The following is a 16743-nucleotide window of genomic DNA, read 5'->3' on the forward strand; positions in this document are numbered from 1 at the left end:
CCCAGGTTATGATGATTAGTGTATTGATTTCCGGAAACGTCTGAACGGTTTCGTCATATTTTCAATGACTTCAAGAATTGGTGGAGAATTGTTAATAAAATCCTTGAATTTTTTTGGAACTATTTTGTGAAGAAATTCCGGTGGATTTTCAAATAATTCATCGAGGGAGGGGGTCTGTTTATTGCCGCCAAAGTTCAGAACAGGAGCAATGGCTGGAACTTCCAGGCGGATCAGCAGTTCGGCTGAACGTCTCAATGCATTGTATTTCGTACTTTCCCCAAGAGAAATCAGCGTAACGATATCTGAATAGATTGCAAATTGTTCGGTGAGATTACTCTGGAGTACCGGTAATGCATCAATGCAGATGAAATCGTATTCTTTTTTTGCGTCACTCAGGAAGTCTCGGATGCGATGAAGGGGAATGATCCCCTTTATGACGTTTCCGGCATAAATGATATCGATATTGTCGTCCGGCGTGGAGACAATGTACTTTTTCCATGAGTCAGTATTGCTGAGAAAGTCGCGAAGTCCTGGCAGATTCGGGAAAAATTCTTCCGATTGATCAGGATCAACTGCTTCGATGTCGCCGTCTATCCAGAGGACTTTCGGCGCGATTTTGGCAAGCGCTTTAGCACAACTGAAGGAGATCGAGGATGATCCTACCCCTTTTTCAATACCAGTAAAGAGGAGTATTCTACTGTTATCCTTCTCTTTTTCATGGCAGAACCTGACAGCGAGAGTTCCGATTGCATGGAGCTGAAAATCATCAGTTCCAAGGCTGAGTTCTTTTGGGTTGTTCTTTTTTTTGGGGGTTTTGACGATCGTCTGGGTAGGCAGATAGCCAAGGGCCTGTTTGATATCTTCAGGACGGCGAATGGTGTTGTCAAAAAACTCATAGGCAATAAATGGACCACAGACAATAAAGAAGGCTGAACCCAGGAGCATCATCAACAGTTTGTTGGTGTTTGAACTTACCGGAAATTTGGGTTCGCGTGCATGTGTTTCTATGCTGATACGTAATGGAGCTTTTCTTTCGATTTCTATCTCTGCGATTCTTCGCTCAAGCATATCGAGCATATCCTTGCTGTGTTTCCAGGCGGCACTGATATATTCTCCTCTGTGAATGCCTATAGATACTCTTTGTGACTCTCTTATGCTTTTTTCAAGTTCAGTCTGAAGATCTTCTTCTGTTTTTTTTGATTTTTCAAAATCATATTTAGCCTGTATGATTGATTTACGCATGTCAAGCTTTCGTTTACCAAGAACGATTGCTCTGGCCGTATTCTGTAACTCTTTTCGTTGTTTTTTTTCATAGTTTTGCATCGCGCCCATGCGTTCTTCAACGTAGATGCGATCAGGATTGCTTGCTGTCAGTCCATCGGTTGTGCTCCGCATCTCCTGAAGTTGCTGGTATGTCCAGGAGCTTGTAAAGTGCAGTGATTGATCGTTCATGACTATTTCATCAATAATCGGATCTAATGAAAGTATTTGGGACTCGTTATTTGCCTGCTCGGTGGCCCAGAAATTATTCATTGCTTTAAGGCGATCGGTCAATGCATTGTCATAAAGCTTCTGGAGCTCCTCCGTATTTTTTGATGCCATATTAAACGATTCAGAATATGATGCTGTTGAGATTTCTCTTGTCAGCTCATCAAGGCTTTTTTCATAAGCGTTCATTTGATTAAGAACAAACTCTTTTTTTGCGCGCAGAGAGTTCAATTGGTCCTGATCAGATTCTGCATTAATGTTTTGAAGTCTTTTGAGATAGACAAGCATCAGTTTATTGACAAGTGGAGCCAGCCCTTCCTGCTTGTTGCCTGAAGCAATAATTTCTATCAGGTGAGTTCCCTGAAGAGGTTTAATGACGATGACACGCTCAAGGATTTCTGCACATTTTTCTGCTGGAAGAGTTGCCGGAAATACTGCAGCTTTTTCGCGAGGGGTCAGTTGCTCAACCGTTTGTTTGAGCACCTCAAAGGTTTTCATGGTATGGGCCTGTGTATTGGAATATTGGTCATAATAGTTTGTAATTGATGTCTCTGCTTTTTGTGTAATCAAGGTTGCTATCACTGGATCTATTTTCATGAAAGCATGGACTTGATAGAATGGCTCCTTTATAACAAAAACAATAGGAGTTGCGATAGCAAAAAAGAACGAACCGAAAACAAGGATGTAGATACCATAGCGCTTTATAAAGCCAACAATGTCAAAAGATTTTGAAGGCTTTCCGAAAGGAAGAGCTTCTCTCAGAGCATTTCCTTTTATCATAATCAGGCCCTTTTTTGTTTAAAGGGTAAGAGTTCCATCGCTTTTCTTTTCTCACTACTATTCAGGACAGTTGTCCAAAAAAGTGCACAAGAGAGAAGGGTATATGCTATTCCGCATACCATGACCTGGATTATTCCGGCAATTCTTCCGGTTGTCGGAAAAAACAGGGTAATGGCGTAGATGGCACTTGCCGGAAAAAAGGTAACACAGATTGGAAGAAGTGTTCGGGAAATAAATTCCTTTGGCCGAACCTGAAAGGTATAATTACTTCTCCAGAAGAGAAACAGGGTACTGACCATTGAACTGCATGCTATTGCTGCCGCAGACCCGATCAAACCGTAAGCCGTTGTTGCTGCTGGAATCCAGATTACCATCAGGAGTACCTGTACCAGCATATATTCAAGCTCTCTTCCGTTTCGATCGATTCCACGAAAGATCATGGTTATCGCCCCGGTACTCAGTTGTATCGAATATCCAATTGATAAAAATATCATGACATTGGCAGCTTCAATGTATTTTGTTCCTACCCATGCGTCAATGATGGGATGAGCCATGGCAATGAGAAAAACAAAAAGTGTTGAGCTGATGATGTTTGTAAAACGGATACCATTGAGATAGAGCTCCTTTAATTCGCTGCTATTGATTTTGTTGTAATATTTCTGTTTTTGTTGAAGCCGAAAAAACAGATAGAGAAAAATTATTGTGGCAGCAGGAACCAGTATCAGATTTGAGACTGGAAGAAATTGTTGAAGGGGCACGAGAAAGATGACAGGAATTATTCCAAGCGTGATTGCTACTAATGCAATGTGAACATAGGTTTTTATCCGGTTACTCAACGGGTCATTCATATTCCCTGTCCATGAGCCATCAAGATGGGCGGCTGTCGATAAAAAGGGAGCAAATACCGAAGAAGAAATCATACCTGCCGTTGATGGCAGTTTCCTTCCAATCTCAAACATACCTCCAGCGGAAAGGCCTGCTATGGCAGTAATGAATAATCTGTCGAGTGCGGAAAGAAAAATACCAAGAATGCCAAGGATCTGAACTTTGCCTCCGAAGCCAACAAAAAGATGAAAGTGTTCCCGGCTGATCAGTGTTGCAGATATTTTCAGTGAAGGCAAGAGAGTGCGTGCAATTTTCCAGTAACCGGCAGTTTCAAGGAGAAGTCGAAATGCAAAGGCATAGAGGAGACCCTTGACTCCTGATCCAAGAGCGAGAAAGGTTATAATAGCAATGATTTCGATGAGTCCGGCAACGGTTGAGACTATTTTTTCTTTTGCAAACTCATGCATGCCGTTGATAATAAAGCGAAATCCTCCGAGAGTAAGTTCAAGACTGAAGACTGCGGCTGTGCCAAGAAAGATGGTTGACGCAAGATCTTGTTGCTCAGGTTTGATATTGAATCTTTCGAGAAGAAAGGGCATAATAAGGTAAAGCAAAGAGCAGAACAGCATACTGAAGGAGAGCATGTAGGCAACACCGGTTGAGAGGAGTTTGCTGATTTCCTCCGATTTGCCTTCCGCGAGGTAGCGGGCTGAATAGCGGATATAGGTACTGTTGACACCAAATCCACCCATTCCTGCATACGAGAGAATGATAAAGCAAAGTGACCACAATCCGAACTCCTCCAGTGAGAGATAATGCAGTATAAAGGGTGTCAGAAGCAGGCGACTGACCATATAGATAACAGTGGCAACCATCCCCGACAGGGCGTTTCCTGCCAGTTTATTATGTGCTTTACCTTGGTTATCCATTGGTTTTCATCAGTTGTGATACGGTTTGGAACTTCAGCAAGTTAAAACCAGAGCAGGAAAGATCCTGAAAATAATTTACGGATATTGTTTGTCATGTCGTTATCGTGATAACACTTTTTTTATGATCGTTTTGATTTGTTTTTTCAAATCAGCCGGAATTATTGATTTTAGGAGATGCATCGGCATAAGATCTGAGTATATTGCATGTTTGTATCTTGTCATTTTCAGGTATTTCCAATAGAGATATTTATAAGGATGGGTATTTGTTGAATGCCATGGCTTCGAGCCGCTTGTATAATGAATAATTACCGGATTTTTCCTTGCCTCTTCCAATTCTGATTTGCTGAAGCAATCGAATTTCGTTTCAAAAGAAGGAGTGAATATTGACGATTGCTGGTTAAATTTTAGTGGAACTTTTTTCCATTTTCCGTTGATAACTGAATTTAAGCCGCATTGATCCGGAAACCAGATCGCTTGCGGGTTATTTTCTATAAAATCGATAACTTTTTTTTGTAGTCCGGTTTTTTTCCATAGCGCTAAATTTATAAGCATCATCCCGGAGTTGAAATATTTTGAATTTTTATTCATTTTTAATTGCTCATGTCTGTCGAAGCCAGGGTCTTCAATCGCACAGACATAATAATCTTCCAGATCCTGTTCATATAACTCTTTTATTGAGCCGTTAACGATGATGTCGGAATCAAGATAGAGTATCTTGTCTGTATCAATAAGTTCCGGAATCAGCAGGCGGTAATAGGTGCCTTTCGGGTAGAAGGGGTGTGTTACGGCCAGTGTGACAAAAAGTTCATCTGAAATAGTAATATGTTTTAGTCGACAATGATATTTGTCAATGATTTCCTGTATGTTTCTATAGCTTTTTTTTGACATTCCACTACTGAGAATGTAGATGTCAATAGAGAGATCCTTGTTGTTTTCCAGTAATGATATTAATGCAGCGCACAAGTGCTGGATATAGTTCTTGTCAGTTGCAAATACGATGTTAACAATATCACTCATTTTAAGGAGTTCCTTTTATTGATTAAATATTGACAGGAGGTGATTAACTCTATTATTGTATGTGCTTTCAAAATCATGTTGCTGTGAAAAAACAATGCTGTTTTTTGACTTTTCTGAAATAATGGCTCTGTTTTTGTCGAGTTGAATAATAATTTTTTTGATTGTATCAAGATCGTTTATTTTCGCCCCCCATCCAATATCTGCCAATTCAAGCAACCCGGCAAAAGCCTTGTTGTTATATCCAACAATGGGGACACCGCATGATAAGGTTTCCAAATAAGTACAGGACGGGTCGCTTTGTCTGTGCAGGGAAACAAACAAATCAATAGTTGTTTTCAGATCAGGGATAAGTTGAGTATAAAAATCTACCGCACCCGGCATGGAGACTTGATTTTCAAGTTGATATTCCTTTATAGTTTTTTTCATCTCATTTTCCAGCTCCCCGGTACCATAGATCGTCATATTGAAGGGAAGAGCCTCTTTTTTCAGCATTTTGGCAAGAGTGACCAAATGATCTGCTCCTTTCATCTGAATCAGACGACCGGAAAAAGCAAGACGGAGTGGTTTGCCTTGAGACAAATGCTCCAGTCTCTTTTCAAGATCGGGGGTGCTTATACTGTGTCGGCTATCGACGCGGGTGTCGAAATATAAAAGATTATTTTTGAAGTGGTTGTATTCATAATAAGCAGGAGTTCCGTTAGACTGAAGAGCATCAGCAAACTGAAATGCTGACACTCTCTTTTTTTCATGATGCCAGATGTAAAAAAACCTGCGCAGTTTGACCAGGGGATTATTGGTACTCAGTGAGGCAATTTGATATCGTGTTTCAGGTATGTACTCAATGACGTAAACGCATTTTATCTTCATTTTTCTGCATAAGTTGCTGATATGCAGTTGATTGTACGCATCGCCGGATGCAAGAACAATTGATGCGCCCTTCAGATGTTCTTCTCCAATCAACTCTTCCGCCTCTATGGTCAGGCATCTGAACGGGAGCTCTTTCTCTGTTTTTTTGATAATACCAAAGTCCGGGAGCAGAGCGGTTGTGGTTGACATAAGAGAACTAACTTTTCCTGGCCACTTTTGGGCATATAAAGCCATGCCATCGTAAAATTTACGATCAAAAATGAAGGTATTATCCTGCAGCCATACCGGAACGGATGGGATAACAAGTAAATGTGGCTCTATCAATTGGTTGCTCCGTCTTGAGTTAAGTCTCCGATCAGCCTATACGGTTCTTTTTGGGTATTGATCGATCATTCTTTCAATTTCCGGTGGTTGTTGTGCTGCTGTTGACAAATCCACTTTGATTCCAGAGGTTTTGGCGTAATTTTGCCATAATTCCGAACGTTTCAGCATCAGAAGTCCCGAGATTGAGAATCTGTAACGCGGGAGTTAGTTTGTCGAGAGTGTAATTGAATTTTGCCATGCCCGTTGGGCTGATAAAAACAATATCATCTGGTAATAGAGCGAAATTTTGACTGAAATCACCCCTTTCAACCAGTCTTTTAAAGTCTACCCTGATAACATCGCCATTGACATTTTGTTGTCTTATCACGAAGACCTTTTCAGCATTTGCGTTTTTGTTCATCCCTCCCGCAAGCATGATTGCTTTGAGGACGTTCATTCCGTCTTTCAACTGGATAGCACCGGGGTTGAGCACTTCACCCATGACATAGATCAGTTCATCGTTCAGTTCAGGAATAAAGATGACATCATTGTTCAGTATCGGGGCATTAAGAGCCATGTTTCCGTTTTTAAGAAGGTCCTGCAAGTCAATCCAGATGACGTTTTCTCTTCCCCGGATAATGGCACATCTGGTGAGTTTTCCCTGATCGGGAAGCCCTCCGGCCAGAGCGAGTCCTTCAAGAAGTGTTCCTTTGCCCGGAAAATTGATGACGCCCGGTTTCCCGACGCGTCCGAGGACAAATGCCTTATTGTTATGAAACTCCCTTACCCAGACAGTCACTTCGGGTTTAATGTACAGTGGCTCCAGTTTTACCGTGATTATTTTTTGTACCTCTTCCTGTGTAAGGTTTAATACATTGACACTCCCAACTCTTGGTATGGCAATCAAGCCATCGGGTGAGACGACAATGCCCTCTTGTGATAGTTCTGGTCTGCGCCAGATTTTGATGTTGACAACATCACCCGGACCAAGACGATACTCAAAATTGGTGATGGGTGTGATTTTCTCGATTTGTGCCGGAGAGGCAAATTTCTGATCTTTTTTTGGTTGATTTATCAGGAAGCTTCTTTCAGCAGGAGCGGGAGTACGAGTGATCTTTGGAGAGAGTCCACTGCATGCTGCCAAAAGCAAAGGCACTACTGTAAACCAGAGCACAATGTGACAAATTGATAAAAAGATGCGCCGGTTTTTTTTCATGTTCTGACGAGTGACGAAGTGCTGACTGAGACTGAGAGCTTGCATGAAAAGATATTAATCTCGTTTCTGTCCTGTTTTTTTGAGGATGATTTTTGCAGGAACTCCCACTGCGAGAGCGTTATCTGGTACGGTTTCGATGACAACAGCGTTTGCTCCGATATCGACATTATTGCCGATGGTGATGTTTCCCAATATTTTCGCTCCTGTACCGATATTGACGTTGTTACCGATATGGGGAGCAGCCTTTTCTTCGATATTTTTCAGGCCGATGGTTACACCATTCCTCAAGGTACAATTATCACCAAAGCGTGCATATCCGCTGATGATGATATCACCAAAATGGTCGATACGGAAATTTGCTCCAACAGGGACTTCGCAGGGAAGTTCAATACCGGTTATGATCTGGATGAATTTGTAGAGTATCCGGTAAAGCAGGGAAAAGGGCTTCCGTATTATGTTGTTTTTAATGGTATAGCGCCATCTTCCGAATCTGTAGACAACCATCACCCAAAATCCCTGGCTGCTCCATGAACCCTCATAAGTGGCAAGATCGGCCTGTATGTTGCTGAACAGTTTCATTGGCAGGTTTACCAGGGAGATGGTGGTGAAAGCGTTCCGAATTTGGTCTCTTTCAGCGATTGTACGATCTGCGACATTACCGATGTTGCTGCTGAACGCTTTTTTTCCGCATTGCCAAACGGCAGGAGCAGGTTTTTTGTGTAGCGTGCCGCATGCCAGAGAAGTTCAACACCCGCACTTGAGATGACGGCTATAATACCCCGATTTTTATGGTAATAGAGCCATTCGCTTCGCATTCTGAAGGTCAGTACCTGTGAGGCTTTATTGTCAAAAGTCTTGTCTTTTCTGGTTTTGCTGCAGGCTCCGCCGATATGCATAACTTCTGCATCATGTATAAAAAAAACTTTCCATCCAGCCTTTTTTGCCCTGAGACAGAGATCGGTCTCCTCATAGTAAATGTAGAATCGTTCATCAAAGGCTCCTATGGCATCAAGCATCGCCTTGCGGATGATGGTGAATGTGCCTGGTACCCAGTCAACCTCAAGAGGGTGATCATGCGCAAAGCCACCGAACTCATAATGGTTGAGTATTGGTGAAGCAGGAAATTTCCCACTCAATCCTGACAGGGTGAGGAGCTTGGAGAGTGCTGAAGGGAAGCGACGTGCACTGGGTTCGAGTCGCCCTTCGGGCGAGATAATTTTTCCCCCCGCAAGGCCACATTGCGGGGTTTGCTCCATGAACGTCAAACAGTGTTCAATTGAGGCGGGTCTGATATAAGCGTCAGGGTTGAGAAGAATGATGTATCGACCCGATGCCAGAGCAAATGCCTGATTGTTGGCAGCAGCAAATCCGAGGTTCTTGTCGTTCGCGATCAATCGAATAAGGGGAAAGTCGTGCTGCACCATGGCAGCAGAGTCATCGGCAGAGTCGTTGTCGACAACAAATACCTCCATATGCACACCTTTGCTGTTTTCAAAGAGTGCATCAAGACAGTTTCGAAGAATTTCCCTCGTATTATAACTGACAATGACAACGGATACCATCGTCTTGTCCGGGGTTATTGGTTTATGCATTTGCTGCCTGTGTTATAGTCGACTGTTTTGTCATTGTCAGCATATTCTCTCCATCTCTCCTTGTGTAGGAAACGGTGTCCATAAGGCGGTGGATCAAAAAAAGTCCATACCCACCCTCGGGATAACTGTTGATGTCCGGAGCCTGGGTTATAGGATTGAACTGGGCATTGGTATCGATAATGCTCATCGCAAGGGTACCGTTGTCGGAACTGAAGCATATCGTAACCTCTTTTTCAGAGCGAGATGGTTCCGCATAGCGTACCGAGTTCGTAAAGGCTTCACTGACGGAGAGTTCATAGGCATGACAGAATTCAGCGATATTGCCGGATGTACAAGCCATACTGGCAAAAATTTCAGCCACATTACATGCTGTAACTGATGCAATACGCAGATAACGGAGATCTGCCTGCAATGTTAAGGTGACAATTGGGTTCATGGATAAGATGGTTTTTTGTATTTGCATCTCTTTGTTATGCATCAGCCGCGGCTGAAACATCATCATAAATATCAAACAGGGTGTGTGCCTGTGTTATTTCAAATACTTTTTTGACTCTTTCATTCATTCTTGCCAGTTTCATAATGGCTTTGCTCGCCTTTTTTTTTCGGGCAATTCCTACCAGTGCACCAAGGCCGCTGCTGTCAAGAAAATCAACGTTCTCCAGGTCAATGACAATCGACTGTTCATCGGGGAATCCGGCTACGCAGGTTTTCAGTGCCGGAGCAGAGGATGCATTGAGCATACCCCGCAACGAGAGAACTTTATAGTTGTTGATGGTTTTTTCACTGATATTCATACCCAACCTGTTTTAATGATTTCTGTTGAAAAGGGCTTTCTGTGTCATGGCAATATCTTTTAGAGGATTGCCATGAACGGCATAATAATGTTCAACTATTTCTGTGTCAATGCCAATTTCAGGCCAGTCTTCGGCTTCTGCATAGCTGAAAACGGCAGGAGTGTAGCCTGTCGTGTTATTGGGGATGATCCGAAGAGCAGGATTGATCGGGACAGGATGATAACCGATAAGGGCAAGCTTTCCACTGAGTACTCTGAAGAGCAGGGTAAAACGGTCAAGAGAGAGGGTTTTGGCAAGTTGACCGAGTGGCTCGTCGGAGTCTATGGTTGTCTTTGTCAGCGTAACAGTTTTTCCTGGCAGATCGTTATAATAGGTCTCTCTCACTCTTTTCCACTTGCCTTGCAGTCCCAGTACAGGCCGAAGCAGAAGATAAGGCCATAACAGCACAAGAATCATAAAGGTGGCGGCAAGAGCGTGCACCATTCGTCGAAGCAGTGTGCCTGCCGCTCTGGATTGAGTCATGCCGGTTAAAAGGTGAGGGTCTTCCATGACAATGGAGGTGCCGCTTTCAGGGTCAATAAGGAGATTGCCTGCTGCGATTTTGTTTTTCACCTCAAGATGTTCACCGATATAGGTGTTGTCCATCACAATACTGCCCGAAATAATGCTTTCCCGGTCAACAATGACGTTATTGCCGATGACGCTGTTGGTATCGATAACGGTATTGGCAAGTAACTGTACATTGTTGCCGATAATAACCGGCTTTTTTATTTCAGCACTTTTTGGAATGACGACGTTTCTGCCGATATAGCAGTCGGCTTCGCTGCTGTATCCGGGTATAACATAGTTTGTCAATTCACTTCTCAGAATTTCCATGCAGAGACTGTAGTATTTGCCAACAGTGTCAAGAGCTGTAAGTGAAAAGGGGATATCGGCAGAACTGCTTTCCGGTTCCACTGTTCCTGTAAGAGTGATGCTGCCATGACAGCAACTGAGCAACTCACCAGAGGGGAGCGATGCGAAAAGGGTGGTGTAGTCTCTTTTTTTATCATAATGGATAAAAAGGAAGCCCTTGATGATCAGAACTCTTTCCTCAAGGCAGAAGCGCCGGTTTTTATCAATGACCGTTGGGAGTTCGTCAGCAGGTTGCATGCTTCCATAACTTATTTCAACTCCCCAGCGACTTCCATTTTCACAGTAACGTTCCACTTCACCAAGGAGCCCATCACTTATAATACGTATGGCCTTGCTGCCGGTAAAGATCGAAAAGTCTATAAAGAATTCGATAAAAGGCTTGTTGCATACGGGTACAAGCAGCGGGTGAACGCCAGGCAACATATCACGAAGCCATGCATACTCCTGTTCTCTGATGACAATAAGTGTTTTCATGGAGTTCTTTTATTTCGTACCAACGGTGCTGAATGATTGCAGCGCTTCAGTTGCGTCAGAAAAAATCGAAAATAGTTGTTTTGCTTTTGTCAGTTCAAAAATCATGGATACTTTTGGCCCAAGGGCAGCAAGTTTCAGATCACCATGCTGTTCAAGCGCTTTGCGCAGGCAGGAGACAATTGCTCCGAGCCCGGAACTGTCAATAAAGTCGAGTTCTTTACAGTCAAAAATAAAAACACTTGCCTGTTGCAACCATTGCGTAAATACCTTCTGCAGTTCGCTGCTGTTACTCGCATCGATTCTGTTCTTCAGTGTTACTATGCCGACGGACTGGCCTGTTGATGTATCGAGATGAAAAATCATTGAACTTCTCCTATGGTTAATAAGCACCTTTTCCGGTCAGGACGGCGGGAATGGTTTTCAGAAGCAATCGGATATCATTAAGAAAACCTGCACTCTGTATATACTGCATATCAAGTTTAACCTGATCAGTAAATGGGATATCGCTTCTTCCGCTGACCTGCCACAAACAGGTAATGCCAGGGATCACGTGCAGCCGCTTTCGTTGTTCAAGAGTATATTTGGCAACTTCGTTTGGCAACGGAGGCCTTGGCCCAACGAGGCTCATATCACCCATGAGTACATTCAGCAGTTGCGGCAACTCATCAATACTGAATTTACGGATGATTTTTCCGACTTTTGTGATTCTTGGGTCTTTTTTCATTTTAAAGATCACGCCAGCCGAAGATTCATTATGGCTGGCAAGTGCCTGTTTGAGTTTATCGGCATTGACAACCATCGAACGGAATTTATAAAATCTGAAATGTCTGCCGTTCTGGCCAACACGTATTTGGGCATAGAATACAGAGCCGGGATCTTCTATCCAGATGGCAATTGCTGTAATCAGCAGAAGGGGAAACAAAACAACCAGCGCTGCTATTGAAACACTGATATCGAGTACTCTTTTCAGCAGGTAGGAAAATCTGATTGTTGTTTCCCACGCAGTAACCTTCAGGGCCCTTCTGTAGCGTACCCTTGGATTGAGTGAGCCACTGATTTGACGTATCAGCTCTCTTCTTACAGTTGGATCAAGCTCCATGAGGTTTAACGGTTATTGCGTTTGCGTGAATACTTTCTATTTCATGACTGAATACTTTCCATTTCATGACGCGATAGAGAAAAAGAGGATTGCCAACCACATATCTTCGCCACATTCGTCCAGGTTCCTGAAGTATCCTGTAGATCCATTCGAAGCCTATTTCCCTGACCCAGGCGGGGGCACGTTTGGTGGTTCCTGAATAGAAGTCGAAAAGTCCGCCTACTCCCATAAGTACTTCAGCCTTGAGTTGGTGACGGTGGCGGCTGATCCATTTTTCTTGCAGTGGAGCGCCGAATCCTACAAGAAGTATCGCTGCTCCAGAGTTGTTGATTGTCTCGATAACAGCATCACTCTCCGTTTGGTGATCGAAATAGCCATGGGCGGTTCCTGCCAGGGATACACCATATGAGGCGCTGATTTTTTCTCCAGCCTTCTGAGCGATTCCTGGTTTTCCGCCAAGGAGAAAAATGGAATGACTTTTCGATGCAGCCATTCTGCAGATATAGGGGAGCATATCGGTGCCGTTGATGTTTTCCTTGAGCGGTGTCTGAAGCATTTTTCCTGCAATAACAAGCCCTATTCCATCAGGGAAGATGTAATCACCTGTTTTAAGAATAGTGAAATAGTCCCGATCGGAGATCATTTTATTAAAGCAGTCAGGATTTGCAAAATAAATGGTGCACTGTTTTTTTTGTGCAAGATTCGTTCCAATAAGGGTAACGGCTTCAACCATGGTAAGGTTTCTGAGGTCGATATCAAGCAACCGGAATATTGACGATGCTGTTTTGTTTTTTTCACTGTAGAGCATGGCTGGCAGTGCACGCAACAACAGCATGAAATCATAAAACGGGTGTTTTTTAAAGATATACTCCCATTCAATTGAGAGTTGCCCTTCATGAGCTATTTTACTGGATTGCCGAACATCCCACAGCGAAATAATACCAGGCTTCATCATGCCAATATATCCATTTTCAGGAGTTGCGTCGCTAAGGTTCCACTCTTTGATTGCTGTACCGACTAAAGCAAGGCGTCCGGTCAGTACTTCAAAAAAGAGGGGGAGATCACACAAGGGTGTGTTGATAGTATTGAACTGATAAACTCTTATGGGCATGGCGCCAGCTCCCGCAATGGTTTTGGACGTAAAGATTTTCGTGCCAGTAACGAGTTTGCGGAAGAGCAGGACAAGAAGCAATGGAACCGTAACGGTAAGGGTCACAACGAGTGTGGCAGTTATCTCAATAACTCTCTCAAGCGCTCCTGCTGCTGCTGCACTGAGTTTGAAGAGAGTTCGCTTCACGACACTTTTATGCCCCGATGAACGACCAGAGAGTCTTTTTTCCAAAGCTTTTAAGGAATCTTTTCTCTGATTCACAGCATCACACTCCCTTTTTTGATTGCTCTTTAAGATGTTGTTAACAATATTTTCGAAACGAGCATTACAACGATCCGTGTCACCTGTCACCTGTTGCTTGTTCTCAGTCGCTGTCAGAGCTGTTGTTCATTGTTTTTGTCGGAAAGTGAGAGGTCGTGGAGTTCTACCTGCCTCCCATCCGAAAGAATAAGAGCACATCTGATAACGTTTTCCAGTTCGCGTATGTTCCCTGGCCACTCATGATTGCATAGAGCAGCCATGGCGCTGTCGGAAAGTTGTTTTTTGGGATAGCCGTCATAGAAAAGCTTGTTGATAAAGTGCGTGCACAGGAGAGGAATATCGGCACAACGCTCGCGTAATGGGGGAGCATAGAGTGTAATGGTATTCAGGTGCTCATAGAGGTCCGGGCAGAAGGTTCCGTTTTTAACACTTTCAACAAGATTGCGGTTGGAAGAGGCAATGATTCTGATATCGACGGGATAGATTGTGGACGAACCGACCGGTTTAACGGTACGTTCCTTTATGGTGCGTACTATTTTTGTTTGTACGCTTATCGGCAGTTCTGTAATTCTGTCAAGAAAAAGGGTTCCTTGATCAGCCGATCGGACAAGACCGAGAGTACGGTGAGCAGCTCCGGCAGACGCCTTTGCGTTGCAACCAAATAATTTCTCCTCAACATTGCTTTTATTGATTGCAGAACAATCTACAGGGATGAAAACCTCGTTTTTTCTTGAACTGTGGTTGTGTATGGTACGGGCCAGCACCTTTTTACCAGCTCCTGTCTCTCCCTGAAGCATGATGGCGTTACCGACGGGTGCTATTTTACGCACAAGGGCCTTGAGTCGCTCTATTTCGGTCGTATTACCAATAAGTTCATGCTCGTTGAAGCTTGTGCTTTCATGTGATGAGGCTGTTCCGATTCTCTCCGGGTGTGTAAACGGCGCTGTCTTTGTCGCGCCAGCAATCGCCCTGGTTGAAAAGAGTTTTTTGAGTTCTCCTGGCGGGAATTTTGCAAGAGCGCTCAGTGTGTCGTCTAACTCCTTATCATTAGAGAAAAACATGACTCTTGTCTCTTGATTTTTTTCAAGTGATTGGCGGACAAGTGCAAATGTTTCATCATCCGGGCCCTTCAGGGCAATAAGTGTCAGATCAACACTCTCTCCAGCAATCCACTCTTGCGCATCTGCTACGGAACCTGCGAAAAGCAATTTGACCTGACGTTGCTCTTTGCTTTCTTTCCAGCAGGGCTCCCTTCGTTGTCTATCGCTAATGACGAGTATGGTAGAGCACATTATTCTTATGAGTTAACTGAATGAGAAGGCTCTTTTTCCTGTTGATTGTAACCCCTTTTTCAACCGACAAGTGTCCCGCTTTCAATCTTGCGCTCATCAGGAGCAAATTTCATCGAGGATTTAAGGGATCCGATGCGGATAACAATGCAGGTTGCATCATCATCGAAGGTTCGTCTGCCGGTAAGCTCAAAAACATGGTTACTGATTTTTTCGACCAATGCCTCAGGCTGCAGTTTGTGATACTGTGCAATCAGATCGCTCAGTCTTTCGGTGCCGAATAACGTATTGTCTGGCAAGAGGCTCTCTGTAATGCCATCGGAGTACATCACAAGAATGTCGTCTTGCTCGAGCGGGAAAGTAATTGTCTGGTACTCTTGCTTTTCAATCATGCCGACTGGCAGGTTTTCTCCCTTGAGCAGTGTGCAGACGCCCTCATCAGCATGAAAATGAATGGAGGGTGTGTGACCGCAGTCAATCATGGAAAACTCCATATTTTCCAGATCAAGGCGTATAAAGAGCAGCGTTGCATAAATGCCGATCTCAAGAAGCTCAAGAATACACTGTTTATGCACGTTAGTAACAATGTCCTGCAATTCAGGAAGTTTATGGCGCTGATGTTTTTGTTGAGCAACTGTTTTCAGAAAAAGCGTTTTTAATCCCGCACCGACCAGAGCCGAAAGGATGCCATGTCCCATGACATCGCCAATGATGATATCAGCATGTTTGTTGTCATAAAGAATAAACTCTGCAAAGTCGCCGTTAAGATGACCTGAAGAGACCGTAAACTGACCCATCAAAGCTCCATCAAGAGAATTGGGGATGGTACTTTGCAGCAGTTTCTGTTCAATTTGTGCCTCAAGTTCTTGCTGCATGTGCTCATAACGTACCCGGCTTTTCTCTTCCTCAATTCGGGAAGAGATATCTCGTGCGATAATGACGGTATGGTGAACGGAGTCAAGCATGACGGTTCCTGTTGTGACCTCAAGAGGAATGGTACCACCATCTTTTTTGATGCCTTCTATTTGTCGCACATTACCATTTCTGAGCGATGCAAGATTCTGGAAGGGTTTTTTACAGGCATTATAAAGGGAGCAGGAGTCGGGTTGTGGCGAGATAATGTCTGTAAATTTTTTCAGATGGAATGCTCGCTCGGTTATTCCGAAAATAGTCTCAGCGGCAAGATTGACATAAACGATAAATCCTTGTTCATTGAGGAGAAAGATGGGGTCAAATGCGGAGTCGTTCATTGTCCGGAATTGTGCCTCACTCTGTCGTAATTCTGCCGACATGACGCAACGCGCATCATTGGCTTTCGACAACTCCTTGTTTTTCGTCTCAAGCTGATCGAACAGCATCTCCCGCTCAGTTTTCAGTTGATAATAATCAATCGCATCGGTTATGATTTTTTTAAATCCCTGTGGCTCAATAGGCTTCGGAATAAAACGGAAGACTTCACCAGTATTGATGGACTCAATAATCTGATCGATATCATGGATGCCGCTCAGAATAACACGAACTATGTCCGGATGGCTTATTTTTATCCGATTGATGAGTTCCATGCCAGACATTTCCGGCATGCGCAAATCAGTTAACAGAATTTGAATGTCATGAGTTTCGAGCAGTTGAAGAGCCTCTTTTCCACTTGTTGTAAAGTGTTTTATGTACGGCTCTTTACGCAAAAAACGGCTTAACGAACCAAGTGTATCTTGCTCATCATCCACAAAGAGGATCGCAATTTCAGAGAGGTCTTTCATGGTTACGTTTCTTCTGTTTTAGCCGT

15 protein-coding genes are annotated in these 16743 nt (G+C 43.6%); all 15 read right to left on the bottom strand.

The window, feature by feature from the left end; all coding sequences use genetic code 11:
- Window positions 1-15: 15 nt before the first annotated feature.
- Window positions 16-2268: a GumC domain-containing protein gene (locus AC56AD_RS05010; protein ID WP_012507785.1), complete on the bottom strand. Its 2253-nt coding sequence runs from the start codon at window positions 2266-2268 to the stop codon at window positions 16-18.
- A 2-nt stretch (window positions 2269-2270) separates the two neighbouring features.
- On the bottom strand, window positions 2271-4022 hold the full coding sequence (locus AC56AD_RS05015) for a lipopolysaccharide biosynthesis protein (RefSeq protein ID WP_012507786.1): 1752 nt from the start codon (window positions 4020-4022) through the stop codon (window positions 2271-2273).
- A 99-nt stretch (window positions 4023-4121) separates the two neighbouring features.
- A complete protein-coding gene (locus tag AC56AD_RS05020; RefSeq protein ID WP_012507787.1) occupies window positions 4122-5039 on the bottom strand; it encodes a glycosyltransferase family 8 protein in 918 nt (305 codons plus the stop codon).
- Window positions 5040-5054: 15 nt separating this feature from the next.
- Window positions 5055-5774 (bottom strand): glycosyltransferase, encoded by a 720-nt coding sequence (locus AC56AD_RS05025; protein ID WP_223293990.1) that lies wholly within the window; start codon window positions 5772-5774, stop codon window positions 5055-5057.
- 529 nt (window positions 5775-6303) lie between these two features.
- Window positions 6304-7470 carry an SLBB domain-containing protein gene (locus AC56AD_RS05030; RefSeq protein WP_012507789.1) on the bottom strand — a complete coding sequence of 389 codons (1167 nt, stop codon included), beginning with the start codon at window positions 7468-7470 and terminating at the stop codon, window positions 6304-6306.
- A gap of 9 nt (window positions 7471-7479) precedes the next feature.
- Entirely contained in the window at window positions 7480-8004 is a 525-nt protein-coding gene (locus AC56AD_RS05035) for a serine O-acetyltransferase (protein ID WP_012507790.1), read from the bottom strand.
- Between the two features lie 8 nt (window positions 8005-8012).
- Complete coding sequence (locus tag AC56AD_RS05040; RefSeq protein WP_012507791.1) at window positions 8013-9017, bottom strand: glycosyltransferase family 2 protein; 1005 nt, start codon at window positions 9015-9017, stop codon at window positions 8013-8015.
- On the bottom strand, window positions 9010-9453 hold the full coding sequence (locus AC56AD_RS05045; RefSeq protein WP_012507792.1) for an ATP-binding protein: 444 nt from the start codon (window positions 9451-9453) through the stop codon (window positions 9010-9012). Before AC56AD_RS05045 ends, AC56AD_RS05040 begins: the two co-directional genes overlap by 8 nt.
- Before the next feature lie 34 nt (window positions 9454-9487).
- Window positions 9488-9811 carry an STAS domain-containing protein gene (locus AC56AD_RS05050; protein ID WP_012507793.1) on the bottom strand — a complete coding sequence of 108 codons (324 nt, stop codon included), beginning with the start codon at window positions 9809-9811 and terminating at the stop codon, window positions 9488-9490.
- A gap of 12 nt (window positions 9812-9823) precedes the next feature.
- A complete protein-coding gene (locus AC56AD_RS05055) occupies window positions 9824-11200 on the bottom strand; it encodes a glycosyltransferase (RefSeq protein ID WP_012507794.1) in 1377 nt (458 codons plus the stop codon).
- Window positions 11201-11209: 9 nt separating this feature from the next.
- On the bottom strand, window positions 11210-11563 hold the full coding sequence (locus AC56AD_RS05060) for an STAS domain-containing protein (protein WP_012507795.1): 354 nt from the start codon (window positions 11561-11563) through the stop codon (window positions 11210-11212).
- A 16-nt stretch (window positions 11564-11579) separates the two neighbouring features.
- A complete protein-coding gene (locus AC56AD_RS05065) occupies window positions 11580-12299 on the bottom strand; it encodes a sugar transferase (protein WP_012507796.1) in 720 nt (239 codons plus the stop codon).
- Complete coding sequence (locus tag AC56AD_RS05070; protein WP_223293991.1) at window positions 12289-13596, bottom strand: WecB/TagA/CpsF family glycosyltransferase; 1308 nt, start codon at window positions 13594-13596, stop codon at window positions 12289-12291. Before AC56AD_RS05070 ends, AC56AD_RS05065 begins: the two co-directional genes overlap by 11 nt.
- Before the next feature lie 188 nt (window positions 13597-13784).
- A complete protein-coding gene (locus AC56AD_RS05075) occupies window positions 13785-14963 on the bottom strand; it encodes a sigma-54-dependent transcriptional regulator (RefSeq protein WP_012507798.1) in 1179 nt (392 codons plus the stop codon).
- A 59-nt stretch (window positions 14964-15022) separates the two neighbouring features.
- Window positions 15023-16717, bottom strand: a complete 1695-nt coding sequence (locus AC56AD_RS05080; RefSeq protein ID WP_012507799.1) for a SpoIIE family protein phosphatase — start codon at window positions 16715-16717, stop codon at window positions 15023-15025.
- Window positions 16718-16743 lie beyond the last annotated feature (26 nt).

The sequence above is a fragment of the Pelodictyon clathratiforme genome (assembly GCF_982375515.1).

Coding starts and splice junctions, on each gene's coding strand:
- AC56AD_RS05010 (WP_012507785.1), bottom strand. CDS start 2,268: ATGATAAAAGGAAATGCTCTGAGAGAAGCTCTTCCTTTCGGAAAGCCT.
- AC56AD_RS05015 (WP_012507786.1), bottom strand. CDS start 4,022: ATGGATAACCAAGGTAAAGCACATAATAAACTGGCAGGAAACGCCCTG.
- AC56AD_RS05020 (WP_012507787.1), bottom strand. CDS start 5,039: ATGAGTGATATTGTTAACATCGTATTTGCAACTGACAAGAACTATATC.
- AC56AD_RS05030 (WP_012507789.1), bottom strand. CDS start 7,470: ATGCAAGCTCTCAGTCTCAGTCAGCACTTCGTCACTCGTCAGAACATG.
- AC56AD_RS05035 (WP_012507790.1), bottom strand. CDS start 8,004: ATGAAACTGTTCAGCAACATACAGGCCGATCTTGCCACTTATGAGGGT.
- AC56AD_RS05040 (WP_012507791.1), bottom strand. CDS start 9,017: ATGCATAAACCAATAACCCCGGACAAGACGATGGTATCCGTTGTCATT.
- AC56AD_RS05045 (WP_012507792.1), bottom strand. CDS start 9,453: ATGAACCCAATTGTCACCTTAACATTGCAGGCAGATCTCCGTTATCTG.
- AC56AD_RS05050 (WP_012507793.1), bottom strand. CDS start 9,811: ATGAATATCAGTGAAAAAACCATCAACAACTATAAAGTTCTCTCGTTG.
- AC56AD_RS05055 (WP_012507794.1), bottom strand. CDS start 11,200: ATGAAAACACTTATTGTCATCAGAGAACAGGAGTATGCATGGCTTCGT.
- AC56AD_RS05060 (WP_012507795.1), bottom strand. CDS start 11,563: ATGATTTTTCATCTCGATACATCAACAGGCCAGTCCGTCGGCATAGTA.
- AC56AD_RS05065 (WP_012507796.1), bottom strand. CDS start 12,299: ATGGAGCTTGATCCAACTGTAAGAAGAGAGCTGATACGTCAAATCAGT.
- AC56AD_RS05075 (WP_012507798.1), bottom strand. CDS start 14,963: ATGTGCTCTACCATACTCGTCATTAGCGATAGACAACGAAGGGAGCCC.
- AC56AD_RS05080 (WP_012507799.1), bottom strand. CDS start 16,717: ATGAAAGACCTCTCTGAAATTGCGATCCTCTTTGTGGATGATGAGCAA.